At 38.5% G+C, this 14721-nt stretch carries 11 protein-coding genes; 10 read left to right on the top strand and 1 reads right to left on the bottom strand.

The genetic code is table 11. The annotated features are described in order from the left end of the window. Positions 1-86 precede the first annotated feature (86 nt). Positions 87-653, bottom strand: a complete 567-nt coding sequence (locus tag G5V56_RS16340) for a hypothetical protein (RefSeq protein WP_166967070.1) — start codon at positions 651-653, stop codon at positions 87-89. A gap of 497 nt (positions 654-1150) precedes the next feature. Between G5V56_RS16340 and G5V56_RS16335 the strand changes: the two genes are divergently transcribed. The 10 genes from G5V56_RS16335 to G5V56_RS16290 all read left to right on the top strand — a co-directional run bounded on the left by G5V56_RS16335 (position 1151) and on the right by G5V56_RS16290 (position 14707). After that, positions 1151-2365, top strand: a complete 1215-nt coding sequence (locus tag G5V56_RS16335; protein WP_166967068.1) for a site-specific integrase — start codon at positions 1151-1153, stop codon at positions 2363-2365. A gap of 92 nt (positions 2366-2457) precedes the next feature. Beyond that, the gene (locus G5V56_RS16330) at positions 2458-3360 is read left to right on the top strand and encodes a hypothetical protein (protein WP_166967067.1); all 903 of its coding nucleotides are present in this window, start codon (positions 2458-2460) and stop codon (positions 3358-3360) included. Between the two features lie 3 nt (positions 3361-3363). Continuing rightward, positions 3364-4140 carry a hypothetical protein gene (locus G5V56_RS16325; RefSeq protein WP_166967065.1) on the top strand — a complete coding sequence of 259 codons (777 nt, stop codon included), beginning with the start codon at positions 3364-3366 and terminating at the stop codon, positions 4138-4140. A 7-nt stretch (positions 4141-4147) separates the two neighbouring features. After that, positions 4148-4858: a hypothetical protein gene (locus G5V56_RS16320; protein WP_166967061.1), complete on the top strand. Its 711-nt coding sequence runs from the start codon at positions 4148-4150 to the stop codon at positions 4856-4858. Positions 4859-4869: 11 nt separating this feature from the next. Further along, positions 4870-5982, top strand: coding sequence for a DUF4238 domain-containing protein (locus tag G5V56_RS16315; protein ID WP_166967059.1), 1113 nt, complete (start codon positions 4870-4872; stop codon positions 5980-5982). Between the two features lie 80 nt (positions 5983-6062). Continuing rightward, positions 6063-6482: an HYC_CC_PP family protein gene (locus tag G5V56_RS16310; RefSeq protein WP_166967057.1), complete on the top strand. Its 420-nt coding sequence runs from the start codon at positions 6063-6065 to the stop codon at positions 6480-6482. Between the two features lie 108 nt (positions 6483-6590). Continuing rightward, positions 6591-10343: an efflux RND transporter permease subunit gene (locus tag G5V56_RS16305; protein WP_166967055.1), complete on the top strand. Its 3753-nt coding sequence runs from the start codon at positions 6591-6593 to the stop codon at positions 10341-10343. Further along, positions 10340-11638 (top strand): TolC family protein, encoded by a 1299-nt coding sequence (locus G5V56_RS16300; RefSeq protein ID WP_240911378.1) that lies wholly within the window; start codon positions 10340-10342, stop codon positions 11636-11638. Before G5V56_RS16305 ends, G5V56_RS16300 begins: the two co-directional genes overlap by 4 nt. A 2-nt stretch (positions 11639-11640) precedes the next feature. Continuing rightward, the gene (locus G5V56_RS16295; protein WP_166967053.1) at positions 11641-12207 is read left to right on the top strand and encodes a response regulator transcription factor; all 567 of its coding nucleotides are present in this window, start codon (positions 11641-11643) and stop codon (positions 12205-12207) included. A gap of 70 nt (positions 12208-12277) precedes the next feature. Further along, entirely contained in the window at positions 12278-14707 is a 2430-nt protein-coding gene (locus G5V56_RS16290) for a multicopper oxidase domain-containing protein (RefSeq protein ID WP_166967051.1), read from the top strand. The last annotated feature ends 14 nt before the right edge of the window (positions 14708-14721 follow it).

Genomic DNA, 14721 nt, shown 5'->3' with positions numbered 1-14721 from the left:
ATAAAAAAAAGCCAAGTATAAATCCTTGGCTTTTTTTTATTGTTTTAATGTTGGAAAATAAAGACTTCCAATCAAAATTAAACGTCTTAAAATATCCCTAACCTATTGGCTAGTTTTCCCGTTAAAGATTGAGATTTTTTGAATAAATCTGTTACCGACTTCAAATAATTAAATCTTTCAAACGGCACTAAATCAAATCTCAATAGTGCTTCAGGCGCTTCATTGCCTGTAATGTTTAGTCCATTTTTTATTTCAAAATCAAGAAATTTATTTCCAAATATTGACTTTGTATTTTTGTCATTACAAACAAAGCTACTTTCCGAATCATTAATATAAAAGCGCAACGTTTTGTATGACCCATTTCCTAAAGATGGAATACTTTGAGATTTTATAGAATACCCTTGAAATATGCCTTTAATTTTCATTAATCTTGATTCTTTAAAGTCCACGACGACGTGCTCTTTTTCATTAGCATCAAAAGCAGTAATTTTCGTTATCTTTAAATTGATTTCAGACACGTTCATTTGGGTAACATATGTGTTATTTAATACCAAGTCTAATTTATATCTGCCTTTTGAATCATATTGGTACATATCTAACCAAAGTGAGTGATATGTTTGCCAAATATTTCCATTAAATTTTATATTTTTCATACTTATTTATTTAATCATTGAATGAAGCAAAAGTAAGATGAAGTAGAAACCTAAAAAACAGCAGTATTTTCTAATTTGTTTGCTATTTTACCAGCCAAGAAGTACAAACTAGTTTTTGTATTGCTATTTCTGCTGTGATATCTCTTTTTAGCGAAGGGTAAAAAAAGACATATTATTTTAATATCTCATAAATAAAAAAAGCTTCTTGTTTCCAAGAAGCTTAACCTTTATGAGTGCGGGCGGGGAGACTCGAACTCCCACACCTCGCGGCACTAGATCCTAAGTCTGGTATATCTTGCACCAATAAAACATAAATTACCTCATTTTCAATGATTTATGTCTTTTATCATTTTATTTAAAGTCATTTAATATCAGTTAATTTCAACATTTGTTGTACCTATGTTGTACCCAAGAGTTCCAATAAAGTCGTATCTTTAAAGTGAATTTTTGACAAATGTTGTACCTGATTTGGCTTTCGTACTCTAAACAGGTTCACTATGTCAACAAGCGCAAAAATAATACTTCGTAAAAAGCCCAACGCAAAGGGTCTATACCCACTTGCCGTTAGGATAACCAAAGACCGTCGTTCCACTTACAAACATATAGGTCACTATATTGAGTTAGAAGATTGGGACACAAAAAACCTCAAGGTCAAGAAATCACATCCAAACGCTGAAAGTCTAAACAACCTCTTGACTTCAAGACTTTCAGAAGCGAGAAAAGGTTTGATTGTTTTACAGACCAATAATAAGGATGCAACCGCACGCCAAATTAAAAAGGAAATTTACAAGCCAACTTCCAAACTCACTTTCTTTGATTTTGCGGACGAACATCTTGAAGCTCTTGAAGCAGAAAAAAAGATTAATCGCCATTCTACAGATTCTGCTTGGCTCAGTTATATTGAGAAATATTGCAAAGCGAGGTATCTCACTTTTCAAGAAATAGATGAACGCTTCATTAAAAAATTTAAAATCTACCTTAAAGGCACTTGTTCTCTTTCTGAAACTACAGCTATGAATGTTATGGTCTTGATTCGATTACTTTTCAATCGAGCAATCAAGGATAAAGTGGTAAGCAAAGAAATATACCCGTTTGGGACTGGCAAATTTAAAATCAAGTTTCCTGAAACCACCAAAACAGGACTTACAGGAAAGGAAATACAAGCCCTTGCTTCTGTTTCTGAGCTTACCGATATGGAAAGACATTCGATGAATGTTTGGCTGTTTAGTTTCTATTTTGCTGGAATGCGCGTATCGGACGTTCTATTTACAAGGTGGTCTAAAATTTATGATGGCAGGTTGCATTATAGAATGGGTAAGAATTCAAAATTACTGTCTTTGAAAATACCTGCACAAGTGGAAAAAATCTTACTGCAATATGTTTCTGAAAGAAGAAATGATGATGATTTTGTTTTTCCCGAAATGAAGAAAGCCGATTTATCGGATGCTAAGGATATTTATAGAAAGAAGAAAGTGGCAAATAAAAAGTTTAATGACCATTTAAAGAAAATTGCAAAAAGAGCAGGTATTCAGAAAAAAGTAACGATGCATATTGCCCGTCATTCTTTTGGTAATATTGCCGCAGATAATATTCATCCTCTAATGCTTCAAAAGCTGTATCGCCATACAGACCTTAAAACTACCATTAACTATCAAGCCAACTTCATCCATAAAGATGCAGATGATGCATTGGATAGCGTGGTCAATTTTTAGATAAAAGTTGGCCCGCTGTGAACATCTTCCTTAATAATTTTAACATTTTAGATTTTCATTCTTATACCTTTACGAGCTAATATTTTAGGTGTATGGTTTTAAAGGTCAAATGGATAGATTTCCAAAATAAAATTGAAGAATACGAGGTTGAAGGTGAAGCTCTGATTGATAAATATAAATCTTCAAGAACTGAAGAAGATTTTGAAAGCCTAAAGGAAGAAAAGCAACATTGGGAAAGCGAAGTAATTGACTACGTAAAAACTTCCTTTGAACCTGAACACACAAACTTTAGATATGAATTCAAAGCTAAGCGAGGTTATAATACTGGCTTCAAATTAGGTGTTGACCAAAGGATTAAAAACATAATTCAAGCCCTTAAGGATGAAATTAATGGTCTTGACTACTATCTAAAAATGCTATTCATTTCTGATGCTATTGTCCGACCAGATGAAATTAATTTAAACGAACGTCAAAATCTGGACACCGAAGGTGTGCTCGACCTTATCCTTTCAAAACTTTACGACCTCTATAAAGATGGAAAATACCATTCCATCAAATGGATTCTTGAAGGTAATGGTGTAAAATTGAATCACGGCGAAGATTGGGACTATGGAAGGATGCTTGAAAATCAAGGTTTAATTGATTCAATGAATGGTCGGGAAGTTAACGCTAAGCTGAAGCTGGAAGGCAAGTATACCATAGAGCAGGCAAGAAAAGCGCGAGTAACAGACTACACGAAAATTAGTAGTTCTGATGAAGAGTTGAAAGAACTTATAAAAGGTGTCCTAACAGAAGTCGAAAAATTGGGAATTGGTCAGCAAATCATCTTTGATGAATTTGATGAGCTACGAGATGATATTCCCAAACTCAGTAAGAAATCTTTCGGGCAATTATTGAAGACCAAGCTTTATGATTTAGTAACTGCCAAGGCTTTTGACAAAGCAATTGCCAGCGATATCTTTAAACAATTTACTGACCAAATATTGCCATTTTAATCTATGAAAATACTGGCGAGATTTAAAAAGACAATTAAGGCCTTCTTTCAAAAAGAACCACCAACTGAATACGAGGTTACACAATTTGTTATTTCAGATAGGCAACCTATAACGGGTGCATCAAAAATTTCATTTTTTGTAAATAACCCCGAACCAGATGCAAGTGTGACCAGAACTTTTGAAAATGAAGACGATGTAATTAATTGGTTAATGAGCAATACCGATTTTAAACATATGCTTTTCAAAAATCTATTTTCAACATCCTCTGTCATCCATCATAGTGGCGTGAAAGAACCAATAACAGAGCCTAAAAAGAAACCTGGCGATATTGACATCCTTCTTTACAAAGAAGGTGACGAAAACAATGCAATTGGTATAGAATGTAAAATAGTAAAATCAGAATCTTTAGAAAATCAATCGCCAAAAATCAACAAGATTACAAGCGTTCAGAAAAAGGGAACAAAGCAAGTAGATGGCTACGTTAAGATAGGGTTTAGCCGGGTCTTTCTTATGGTCATATTGCTGGACGATGGCAGACACTATAAAAACCCTAATTTCGTATTCAGAACTACACCGACAGAAGAATTGAAAGAACTTTATAATTTCGACTGGAACACAAAAATGAATAAGGACGTTGGAATAATCTATGCCTATGTCAATCAACTTACTTCAAACCATATCAACCAAACAAAAGGCTTGGGATTAAGAATTGAACGTGAAGCTAAAGAAAGATTTCAGAACAAAGAATTAACTGAAAAAATTAAAAACCTTAATCGTTAAGTATTAGTTGAAAAAAGAAGGAATATGCAGAATCTGCGGTAATTACGGCAAACTAACGTTTGAGCACGTTCCGCCACAAAGTGCCTTTAATTCTAATCCTGTATTGTTTCAAAAGTCAGTTCATCTTCACGATAAAAAAAGTTATCTGTACGGTAAAAAAATTCGTAGTAATCAAGGTGCTGGCGGTTATTATTTATGCAAATCTTGTAATAATCTTACGGGTAGTTACTATGGGGACAGCTACAAGAAGTTCGCTTATATAGGAATGATGGCGTTGATCAACAGAATTTGGGCATCAAAAATTATAACCTTTGAATATGCCATACAGCCCTTAAATATTCTTAAACAGATTTTAGCAATGTTTATGGCCATAGATACAAGCGACCAACTTTTAAATTTAGAGGGTCTTGCGAATTTCATTTTAGATAAAGATTCAAAGGACTTGCCAGTTGGCTTAAGAATTTTTATGTACCACACCGTTACAAAACAAGTAAGAAATGGTTGGGGAATGGCAAGAACAGAAAAAGGATATCATCATCTTGGCGAAATCACTTTCCCGCCGTTTGGTGTTGTCTATGCTTTAAATTCTGAACCAACTCGAAACGATTTTTACGAAATAACAGATTTTAAAAATTTCAGTTTTAATCAAACCGTACAGGCGAGATTGTCAATTCCATTTCTCACACCGAAGACTTATATTCCTGGACTATACAATTAGATATTTACGATATGGCAAAAAACGAACCCATCAAACAACACTACATACCACGTTCCTACCTAAAAAATTTTGGTGTCGAAGCCAAAAAGGGAAACTATTTAGTAGATGCTTATAGACTTGAAGACGATTTGCTACTTGAAAAAATTAGCACCAAAAGTATCTGCTTCAAAAAAAATCTTTACACTATACCGAATGCTGAAGTTGATAGGAAGTACGATTTAGAACATCATTATGCCGAACACGTAGATTCAGAATTCCCTAAAATATACAAATTACTTGTCGATGAGAGTGTGAAGGTATTGACCCCTGAGCAAAAGAGACAGGTATTATACGTCTGTCTTTCTCTTTATTTTAGAACACCAAGATTTCTTAATCATCAAAATGCCTTTACAGACCAAATTTTAGATAGAATGCTTTTGTACGCTGACGAGAATGGCGATGTGAAATTTACGTTTGAAGAAGAAAGGCACGAGTTCAATATAAAGGATATTGATAAAGTTAGACACGAATTTAAAGAACGAAACAGGGTAAAATTCTTAGTGCAACATTTGGAAAAATGGAAAGAATTTGTGGACTTCAAATATGACTGTACAATAAACGTCCACCGAATCAATGATAAAAATGCACCATTGATTACCTGTGATAATCCAGTTTCTATACGTGGCATAAAATCAACGCGATTCGAGGGCCTCTTTAATCCTGACTCTGTAATAACTTTACCCTTGGATACTCAATATTATTTGGAAATCTTCCCAAACAACATTGCTGATGGTCAAACCAGAATTAATAGAATGGTTCACGACAGGGACTATGTTTTTACTACAAATGGAATTGTTCAAAGTAACGCTGAAAAACTGATAATTGGAAAACCGGGAACAATAGAAAAACATTTCGAAATTCAATCAAGTTATGAGGAATCTGAAAATGGCGAACAATTTGTTGAGAAGGCAAAATTCAAGTTAGAAGAATTTCAAAAGTTTCATCAACTTTGTGAAAAGACAGGATTAACTTCAAAAGAAACCATTGGTCAACTTAAGAAGATGCTGAACCATCAACATTTTAAAGATGAGGGTCATCTCATAAAAATGAAAAGACTTTTAATTGCAACTGGACATTGGAAATAAATGCTTCTGTGAACATTTTAAACAAATTAAATTTGTGTTAATCCCAATAAAAACTGTTAAAATTTTGTAATTTTGCAACAATGAAACAAGTTTTCCATAAAATATTATCCATTTCGATGGCTTTTGTAGTGATGTTCTCTACAATGTCATTTACCGTGGATATGCACTATTGTGGGGATAACTTGGTAGATTTCAGTTTATTCTCAAAAGCTGAAGGTTGCGGAATGGAAAAAGCGCAACCCGTTAAAAGTTGTGAGAATCCTAAAATGACTGAAAAATCGTGTTGTTCTGACCAGCAAATTGTCAAGGAAGGCAAGGATGACCTCAAAATTTCATTTGACACCCTTTCATTCGAGCAGCAAACATTCATCGCTGCTTTTACCTATTCTTATATAAACCTTTTTGAAGGAACCGAATCTAAAGAAGTTCCTTTTGAAGATTACCCGCGACCCTTTGTCAAACGGGATGTGCAAGTGCTGCACCAGACTTTCTTAATTTGATTTGTTAGATTTTCAGAATGAAGCCCAACAGCTACGCTGTAGTGGGCTAAAACTCGTGTTTGCCATTTTATGCAACACGCAATTCCAATTATCTAATAATCAAATGCTATGCTGAATAAGAGCATTAAATTTCTCATAGAAAACAAACTTGTTGCCGTTCTACTGCTCGCCCTATTTGTGGGTTGGGGTGTGGTCAATGCGCCTTTTAATTGGGAAACTGGCTTTTTGCCTACAGACCCAGTTGCCGTAGATGCCATACCTGATATTGGCGAGAACCAACAGATTGTTTTTACCAAGTGGCAAGGTCGCTCGCCACAAGATATTGAAGACCAAATTACATATCCGCTTACCACTTCCCTTCTCGGTATTCCGGGCGTGAAAACCATTCGTAGTTCGTCTATGTTTGGGTTTTCCAGCATCTATATCATTTTTGAAGAGGACATCGAGTTCTACTGGTCACGCAGTCGCATACTGGAAAAACTGAACTCACTACCAGCAAACCTTTTGCCCGATGGTGTCAACCCATCTTTAGGTCCAGATGCCACAGGTTTAGGACAGATATTTTGGTACACGTTGGAAGGTCGTGATAAAGACGGAAACGTGACTGGCGGTTGGGATTTACAGGAATTGCGTAGTATTCAGGATTACTATGTGAAGTACGGGCTATCCTCTGCAAGTGGTGTTTCTGAAGTGGCTTCCATAGGTGGTTATGTACAGGAATATCAAGTGGATATCGACCCAGAAAAAATGCGCCAGTACAATGTAAGTATGGGCGATGTGGTCAAAGCCGTAAAGCAAAGCAATCAAGATATAGGCGCACAAACGCTCGAAATCAATCAAGCCGAATATCTCGTGCGCGGATTGGGTTACGTAAAGTCTATCACAGACATTGAGAGTGCTGTTGTAGATTCTGAAAATTTCACTTCCATCCGCATCAAAGATGTGGCAAACGTTCATTTGGGACCAGCTACCCGACGTGGCATTCTCGATAAGGAAGGTGCCGAAGTTGTGGGCGGTGTAGTCGTCGCTCGCTATGGTGCAAACCCGTTGGAAGTTATCAATAATGTGAAGGCACAAATTGCCGAAATCAGCTCTGGTCTTCCCACAAAAACCTTGGCAGATGGTCGCACTTCACAAGTAACCATCGTTCCATTTTACGACCGTACCGAACTCATTCAAGAAACGCTGGACACGCTAAACGAAGCCCTGACTTTGGAAATCTTGATTACCATTTTGGTCATTATCATAATGGTGTTCAACCTACGTGCATCCATACTTATTTCAGGATTATTGCCCGTAGCCGTTTTGATGGTTTTTATCACGATGAAGCTCTTTAATGTAGATGCAAACATCGTTGCCCTTTCAGGTATCGCCATTGCCATCGGTACAATGGTGGACGTGGGCGTCATACTCGCCGAAAATATGATACGACACTTGGAAGATGAAAAGTTACGCCTCAATGAAAACGGTACCGAGTACACCACAAACGAAATCATCTACAACGCAACTGCCGAAGTTTCTGGTGCTATCCTAACCGCAGTTTTAACAACAATAATCAGTTTCCTGCCCGTGTTCACGATGATTGGTGCAGAAGGAAAACTGTTCCGCCCGCTTGCATTTACTAAAACAATGGCACTCACGGCATCCCTTATCATTGCGCTGTTTATCATTCCACCCATTGCGGCATTCCTGTTTCGCAAAACGAGCGTGCGGGAACGCACCCAGTATGCCATTAGTGGTGCACTTGTTTTATCGGGGATTCTCGCTATCGTTTACGGCTATTGGCTGGGACTTATTCTTATCGCCTTTGCCATCACATCATTATTAAAGATGCGTGGTACGCTTTCGCGAAAGCGTAAAAACCTAATCGACATTATCATTTCATCGGTTGCCATCGTATTCTTGCTCGCGAACTACTGGCGACCGTTGGGCTTTGACCGAAGCATCGTGATGAACCTGATATTTGTTTCCATTATCTGTTTTGGACTGCTCGGTGTATTCTCAATTTTCAGGATATACTACGAGCGTATTTTGCAATGGGCACTTCAAAACCGATATCTATTCTTAATCGTTCCGGCTACGGTGCTCACGCTCGGTATTCTAATAATGCGAAATACGGGCAAAGAGTTTATGCCAGCACTCAATGAAGGCTCGTTCCTGTTGATGCCTACATCCTTACCACACGCAGGTGTTGAAGAAAACAAGCGTGTGTTGCAACAGCTCGATATGGCCGTGGCAAGTATTCCTGAAATTGAAACCGTAGTGGGAAAAGCTGGAAGGACAGAAAGTGCACTCGACCCAGCACCACTCTCGATGTACGAAAACGTCATTCAGTATAAATCTGAATATATGCGGAATAGCTCTGGCAAGCGACAACGCTATAAGGTTAATGAAGATGGATTGTTTGTGCTGAAGAACAATAAATTCATCATCAACCCAAATAATGAGATAGATGAAGATGCCAACTATGAAAAAGCTTCGCTCAAGACTACTGCTACACGCAATGATTTGATTGAAGATGAAGATGGCGAATACTACCGAAACTGGCGACCAGACATCAATAGTCCAGATGATATTTGGAACGAGATTGTACGAGTGACCAAATTACCAGGCGTGACATCGGCACCCAAGTTGCAACCCATCGAAACCCGATTGGTAATGCTACAAACGGGAATGCGAGCACCTATGGGCATCAAGGTAAAAGGACCCGATTTAAAGTCGATAGAAAACTTTGGATTACAACTGGAAGACATCCTAAAACAAGCCGAAGGTGTTAAAGAACAAGCCGTGTTTGCAGACCGAATCGTGGGCAAACCATACTTGCTCATCGATATTAAGCGAGACCAATTGGCACGTTACGGAATATCCATAATGGATGTGCAGGAAATCCTTCAAGTGGCGGTTGGCGGTATGCCACTCACGCAAACTGTGGAAGGTCGTGAGCGTTATGCCGTGCGGGTTCGCTATCCAAGAGAATTACGAGCAAATCCAGACGACTTGCGTAAGATTTATGTTCCCGTTGAGAAAGGAAGTCCTGTACCTTTGGGTGAATTGGTTGAAATTCGATACGAACAAGGACCACAAGTCATCAAGAGTGAAGATACTTTTCTAATTGGCTATGTGCTGTTTGATAAACTCGATGGCTTTGCAGAAGTAGATGTGGTGGAAAATGCCCAAGCCTTAATCCAAGAAAATATTGACGATGGTACGCTGGTCGTACCACAAGGTATTAGCTATCGTTTTACGGGAACTTATGAAAATCAGTTGCGAGCAGAAAAAACTTTGTCGGTAGTCGTACCACTCTGTTTACTGGTTATTTTCTTGATTTTATATTTCCAATTCAGGTCGGTTTCCACATCGCTTATGGTATTTACCGCCATCGCCGTAGCCTTTGCAGGTGGCTTCATAATGATATGGCTGTACGGGCAAGATTGGTTTTTCAATTTCAGCTTTTTTGGCGAGAACTTACGGGACTTATTCAATATGAAAACCATCAATTTAAGTGTGGCCGTTTGGGTTGGTTTTATTGCCCTTTTCGGTATAGCAACGGATGATGGTGTGGTAATGGCCACCTATTTAGACCAATCCTTCAAAAGCAATGACCCAGATTCTCAAAAAGGTATAAGGCTCGCCACTTTGGAAGCGGCTGGAAAACGCATCCGTCCGTGTTTGATGACAACCGTAACCACAGTTTTGGCACTACTACCAGTACTCACATCCACAGGAAAGGGAAGCGATATAATGATACCGATGGCGATTCCCATTTTTGGCGGAATGATAATCGACGTAACGTCCTATTTCCTACTGCCAGTCCTATACAGCTGGAAAAAGGAATACCAACTTAAAAGAGCAAACAGATGAAAAAATTGAAATATATACTCGTGTTCTTATTTGTTACTGCTGAAGTTCATACTGAGCGAAGACGAAGTGCGAAAGCCCGCCTGAACGCATTCTTGTTTTTAGTGTTACTTCTTGTCGGAATCGGCGGGCAGGCGCAACAATTACAATCTTACATTCAGGAAGCCGAAGCCAACAATCCAGAAATTCAAGCTTTTAAATTGCGATACAACATCGCCGAAGAAAAGGTAAACGAAGCCAACTGGATTCCCAATACCGAAGTAAGTGCCGGCTATTTTGTGAGCGAGCCTGAAACCAGAGTGGGCGCACAGCGTGCACGAATGGGCGTCAAACAAATGTTGCCGTGGTTCGGCACTATCACGGCTCGTGAAAATTACGCAACAGCAATGGCAGATGCCGAATATGTGGAAATCACGATTGCAAAACGCAAACTCGCACTTTCGGTCGCACAAACCTATTACCGATTGTATGGGATACGTGCCAAACAAGCCGTACTGGATGAAAACATACAGCTACTTGAAACCTATGAGCGACTTGCACTCACATCTGTAGAAGTAGGCAAAGCGAGCGCCGTAGATGTATTGCGACTTCAGATACGGCAAAATGAATTACAGCAACAAAAGGAAGTACTGGAAGAAGAATTCACGGCAGAACAAACGGCTTTCAACAACTTGCTAAATCGTGATTCAATGATGACTGTTGACGTAATTCCAGAAATGGAAATTCCGAAAGAAGCCCCATTTTATGACAATGAAGCGCTAACGCTCAATCCTGAACTGCTCAAATACTACAAGCTTTACGAATCGGTAGCACAATCTGAACTGCTCAACCAGCGTGAGAGCTTGCCTATGATTGGTTTTGGTGTGGATTACTTGCCTGTAACTGAACGTAGCGACATCAACTTCAGCGATAATGGGAAAGATGTTTTGATGCCTATGGTGTCTGTTTCCATTCCCATTTTCAACAACCGTTACAAATCTATTTCAAGACAAAATGAATTGAGACAGCAGGAAATTGAAACCCAACGGGAACAGCGATTAAATGTATTGGAATCTGCTTTCGCGAAAGCTCAATCGCAACGCAACCAAGCACGCATCGCCTATAACACACAAGCCCGTAACCTGAAACAAGCCCAAGATGCCGAAGAAATTCTGGTCAAAAATTATGAAACAGGCACCATCGACTTTAATGATGTGCTGGACATTCAGGAATTGCAGTTAAAATTTCAAATGAATCAAATTGAGTCGGTAAAAGGGTACTATGTGCAATCGGCCATTATTAACTATTTAATTAACTAATTATGGTCAAGGATTTTTACATAAAAAATATGGTTTGTGATAGATGTATCAAGGTCTTAAAGGATGGACTGGATAATCAAAATATCGAATTGTTACAAATCGAATTGGGCCGTATGCGACTCGATATCGAGAGCGACGATGAAATCAAAAAATTAAAAAAACTGCTTGAGAGTAATGGTTTTTCCCTTATTGGCAGTACCGAAGAAAAACTCACAGAGCAGGTAAAGGTAGAACTGATAAAGGCATTGCAAGAATTGCCTTTAGAACTCAATGAGAAATTATCCGTGCATTTAGCAGGTGCATTGGGCCAAGAATACTCAAAAATCAGTAAGGTATTCTCTTTTACTGAAGGAATTACCATTGAAAAGTATTTCATCAAATTGAAAATTGAAAAGGTTAAAGAATTGATTCAAGGCAAGGAACTCAATTTTACTGAAATGGGACAACTTCTGGGTTATAGCCATATCAATCATTTGAGCGGTCAGTTTAAAAATCAGACGGGAATGAGCCTGACAGCTTATAAATCCCAACAGAAAAATTTTAGGAATTCCTTGGACAAAATTATGTAGATAACAACCATAATTATGACACAAGCTGTTGATTTACAGCGGTAATTTTATCATAATAAAATTAAATACTATGAAATATAAAATCACATTACTTCTAACGATGCTCATCGCTTTTGGTGCAAAAGCTCAATTGGTAGCGAACGAGACTGAAGAAAATGTTGACAACTGGCCAGAACGTGTTTATGACCTAACCATAGATTATAAAACCGTAAACTTTACGGGTAAGGATGTTAAGGCGATGACCATTAATGGCGGCATACCTGGACCCAATCTTGAGTTCAATGAAGGCGAGTTTGCCATTATAAATGTGACTAATAATATGGATGTGGAAACATCAGTCCATTGGCACGGTTTAATTCTACCAAATTTCTATGATGGTGTTCCATACCTAACGACGCCACCTATTAATCCCGGCGAAACCCAACAGTACAAATTTGCATTAAAACAATCTGGAACGTATTGGTATCACTCGCATACTGGTCTGCAAGAGCAACGTGGTGTATATGGTTCCATCCAAATCAACCCAAAAGAAACTGATTTAGAATATGATAAGGATTTAGTGTTTGTACTATCAGATTGGATAGATGAAAGCCCTAAATCCCAACTTAAAAATCTAAAACGTGGTAACGAATGGTACTTGATTAAAAAAGGACAGGTTCAAAGTCTTGATAAATTAATTGCACAAGGTGCGGTAGGTGCCAAGTTAAAGATGGCTTGGCAGCGTATGCCTGATATGGCAATTTCAGATAATTATTTTGACAAGTTTTTTATCAATGGTAGTGCTTCACAGGATTACCCAGATTTTCAGCCTGGCGAACGTGTGAGACTTCGATTTGTAAACGCAGCCGCAGCGTCCTATTTCTGGCTCACATTTGGTGGCGAAGATCCGATGCTCGTATCTGCCGATGGGCTGGATGTCGTTCCCGTTCCGCATAACAAAACCTTGATAGGCGTTGCTGAAACCTATGATTTTATAGTGACGATTCCAGAAAACGGAAAACTTCGAGTGCGCGCCACGGCACAGGATGGTTCTGGCGAAGCTTCGGCATTTATAGGTACTGGAAATGTATTGGAAGCACCTGTAGTTCCAGAGCCCAATCTTATTAAGAATATGAAGCAAATGATGTCTATGGGAATGAAAATGGGCGCACCTGCTTCAAAATTCAACCCATCAAAAAACGATTCCATTCAAGTAATGGAAAAGTATAAGATGGATATGGGCGGTATGCAAATGGATGGTATGTCTATGAAAGATGAAAAGATAGAAATGGATGGAATGGCGATGGATTCTACCAAAATGGCTCACACTAAAATGGACCATTCTAAAATGAATATGAAGGACGACAAAATGAAGATGTCTAAGACCGAAATGAAGATGAAGAAAGGAAAGGCAAATATGGATATGGATGGCGATATGGAAATGGACGGAATGAAGATGGGCTATATGGTACCAAAGGATAAAGTAGTAGGTGATAATATGAAAACGGGCGGTAATCCCGAGTTCAATTACAACTATTTACGGTCGCCTGAAAAGACCGTATTTGAAAACGATAAGCCTGTAAAGGAAATGCTATTCAATCTTACTGGAAATATGAACCGTTACGTCTGGTCTATCAACGGTGTTCCACTTTCAGAAACCGATAAAATTAAAATTAAACAAGGTGAAGTTGTGCGTGTAACGCTCAATAATCTCACGATGATGCACCACCCAATGCACTTACACGGTCACTTCTTTAGAGTATTGAATGAGAACGGCGAGTATTCGCCACTAAAGCATACAGTAAACGTTGCGCCAATGCAGAAAGTTGTATTTGAGTTTGCTGCTGACGAAACCGGTGATTGGTTTTTCCATTGTCACATCCTTTATCATATGATGAGCGGTATGGCAAGAGTTTTTAGTTATGATACACCTCGTGACCAGCGTCTAAAAGATTATCCACTTACCAACCTTACTAATGAAGCAGACCACATATTTACTTGGGGCGAAATCACGGCTGCAAGTCATATGACCGAGTTATACGCTACCGCGACAAATATTAGAAATCAATTTGCCTTGAGGGGCGAATATGGCTGGAACAAAAATCTGGAAGCAGAGTTCACATATGAACGCTATCTCAATGATTACTTCCGTGTATTTGGTGGTGTAAACGTAGAGAATGAAGGCGAAGATAGTCTTGAAGAAATAAACACGACCGCCATTGCTGGTGTACGATGGTTAATGCCATTGCTCATTAATTCAGATTTTAGAATTGATAGCAAACTGCGTCCGCAGGTAAGTTTTAGTACAGGCTTTATGATTTTCCCACGATTGGGCGTTTATGGCGAGTATGAGTACCAGATGGATTTTGGATGGGACGGCAAGTTACCCGAAGGTCAGGACTTTGAAGAAGAAACCACGTGGCAAGTTGGACTGGAATATGTACTTAGCAGAAACTTCTCATTAATGGGAAGTTACGACAACCGCTTTGGCGCCGGTGGCGGACTTTCATTAAGATTTTAAAAATTAAAACTGAA

This window comes from Yeosuana marina, assembly GCF_011762485.1.
Taxonomy (GTDB): Bacteria; Bacteroidota; Bacteroidia; order Flavobacteriales; family Flavobacteriaceae; genus Yeosuana; species Yeosuana marina.
This window is presented reverse-complemented; position numbering and strand designations above follow the sequence as displayed.